Origin of the sequence: Streptomyces prasinopilosus (assembly GCF_001419695.1) — a bacterium.
Taxonomy (GTDB): Bacteria; Actinomycetota; Actinomycetes; order Streptomycetales; family Streptomycetaceae; genus Streptomyces; species Streptomyces prasinopilosus.
This window is the reverse complement of record NZ_LIRG01000121.1, coordinates 1-2,022: the sequence shown is the minus strand read 5'-3', so window position 1 is coordinate 2,022 and position 2,022 is coordinate 1. Positions and strand designations below refer to the sequence as shown.

General features: G+C 78.1%; 1 protein-coding gene. It reads right to left on the bottom strand.

What is annotated here, in order from left to right; genetic code table 11:
• Positions 1 to 2,022: serine/threonine-protein kinase (locus AOK18_RS06430; RefSeq protein ID WP_107100332.1), on the bottom strand; the 2,022-nt coding region annotated here is incomplete at both ends.

Here is a 2,022-nt window from a genome sequence, read left to right as displayed (position 1 = left end):
GTGTCCGGGTGGTCGGCGCCGAGGGCGCTCCCGCGCAGCGAGTGCACGGCGCGGGACTCGGCGAGGGCCTCGACCCAGCGGCCGAGCCGGCCGAGACAGACGGCCAGGCCGTGCCGGGCGCGCAGGGTCTCGGAGTGGGTGGGCCCCTGGACCCGGGTGCGGTCCTCGGCCAGGCCCCGGTAGAGGTCGAGGGCCTGCGCGGTGCGGCCGAGCCGGCCGAGCCCGACGCCGATCTCGTGGCGGGCGGCGAGCGTGTCGGCGTGGTCCGGGCCGAGCGCCCGCGCGCGGGCCCCGGCGACCTCGCGGTAGGTCTCCAGGGCTTCCGCCCACCGCCCGAGCTGTCCGAGGGTGTGGGCGACTTCGCAGCGGGTGACCAGGGTGTCCGGGTGTTCGGGGCCGAGCACCCGGGCGCGGGCGGCGGCCACCTCGCGCGCGGTGCTGTACGAGTCCTCCAGACGGCCGAGCCTGCCGAGGTTGGAGGCGAGGTCGTGCCGGCAGCGCAGGGTCTCGGGGTGGTCGGCCCCCATGGTGCGCTCGCGGGCCGAGAGCACCGACAGGTACACCTGGTGGGCGTCGAGGGGCCGGCCCGACCGGGCGAGGACGTACGCCGTTTCCTGGCGGACGGCGAGGGTGTCGGGGTGCTCGGGGCCGAGCGTGCGGAGCCGGGCCTCGGCCACGTGCTGGTACGCGCGCAGGGCGTCGGCGGCGCGGCCGGTGCGGCTGAGGGCGAGGGCGATCTCGTGACGGCTGGCGAGGGTGTCGGGGTGGTGCGGGCCGAGGAGGTGCTCGCGCTCCGCGGCGACCGCGCGGTGCACCTCCCCCGCCTCCGCCCAGCGGCCCAGGCGGCCGAGGCTCAGGCCCGCGTTGTGCCGTCCGGCCAGCGCGGCCAGGGCCTCGGGTGCCGGGGCGGGACGTTCCTGTGCCGGGGGCGGTGCGGCCCGGCCGGCCGCGGGGCGGGCGATCCATTCGCCGGACAGGCCGGCTGCCGGATCCGGGGGCGCGGTGCGCGGTCCGGCGAGGACCGCCTTGCGGCCGGTGGTCATGCCCCGCGTCCAGGAGGGAAGCCGGGGCACGGGCCCCGGCTGCCCGGGCCGGGCGCCCGGAGGGGGCGGGGCCGCCGGGCCGCCCGCGCCGGGCGTCCCCACGGGGCGCAGCCGGGCCGTCGCCGCGGCCGGCGGCAGCTCCGGCGCGGCCCGCAGCGCGCCGATCCGGCGGGCCAGCTCGTGTGCGCTGCCGGGGCGTCCGGCGGGTTCCTTGGCCAGCAGGTCGAGGATGATCCGCTCCAGGCGTCCGGGCAGGTCGGCCCGCAGGCCGCGCGGCGGCCGCGGCGGGGTGTCCCGGTGGCCGACGAGGACGGCCCACGCGTCGCCGAGGTCGAACGGCGGCACCCCGGTGGCGATCTCGTAGAGCACGCAGCCGAAGGAGTACAGGTCGCTGCGCCGGTCGACGTCGGTGCCGCTGATCTGCTCGGGCGACATGTAGTGCGGGGTGCCCATCGCCACGCCGGTGCCGGTCAGCCGGGAGGTGAACCCGATGTCCTGGGCGAGGCGGGCGATGCCGAAGTCGCAGATCTTCACCGTGCCGTCGGCGAGCCGCACGATGTTGGCGGGTTTCAGGTCCCGGTGCACGATGCCCTGGTCGTGGGTGTGGGCGAGGGCGGCGGCGACCTGCTCGGCGATGTCCACCACCTCGTCGACCGGCAGCGGGCGCCGCTCGTTGTCCTCCAGGACCCGGCTGAGGTCGCGGCCCTGGAGCAGCTCCATCACCAGGTACAGCACGCCGTCGTGCTCGCCGAAGTCGTGCACCACGGTGATCCCGCGGTGCTGCAGGGACGCCGCCACCCGGGCCTCCCGCCGGAACCGCTCGCGCAGCACCCGGCCGAACGCGTGGTCGTGCCGCGCGCCCGCCGGCTCGAGGCACTTCACCGCGACCTCTCTGCCGAGCGACTCGTCGCGCGCCCGCCACACCTCCCCCATGCCGCCGCGCCCGATCCGGTCGACCAGCCGGTACCGGCCGTGGAGC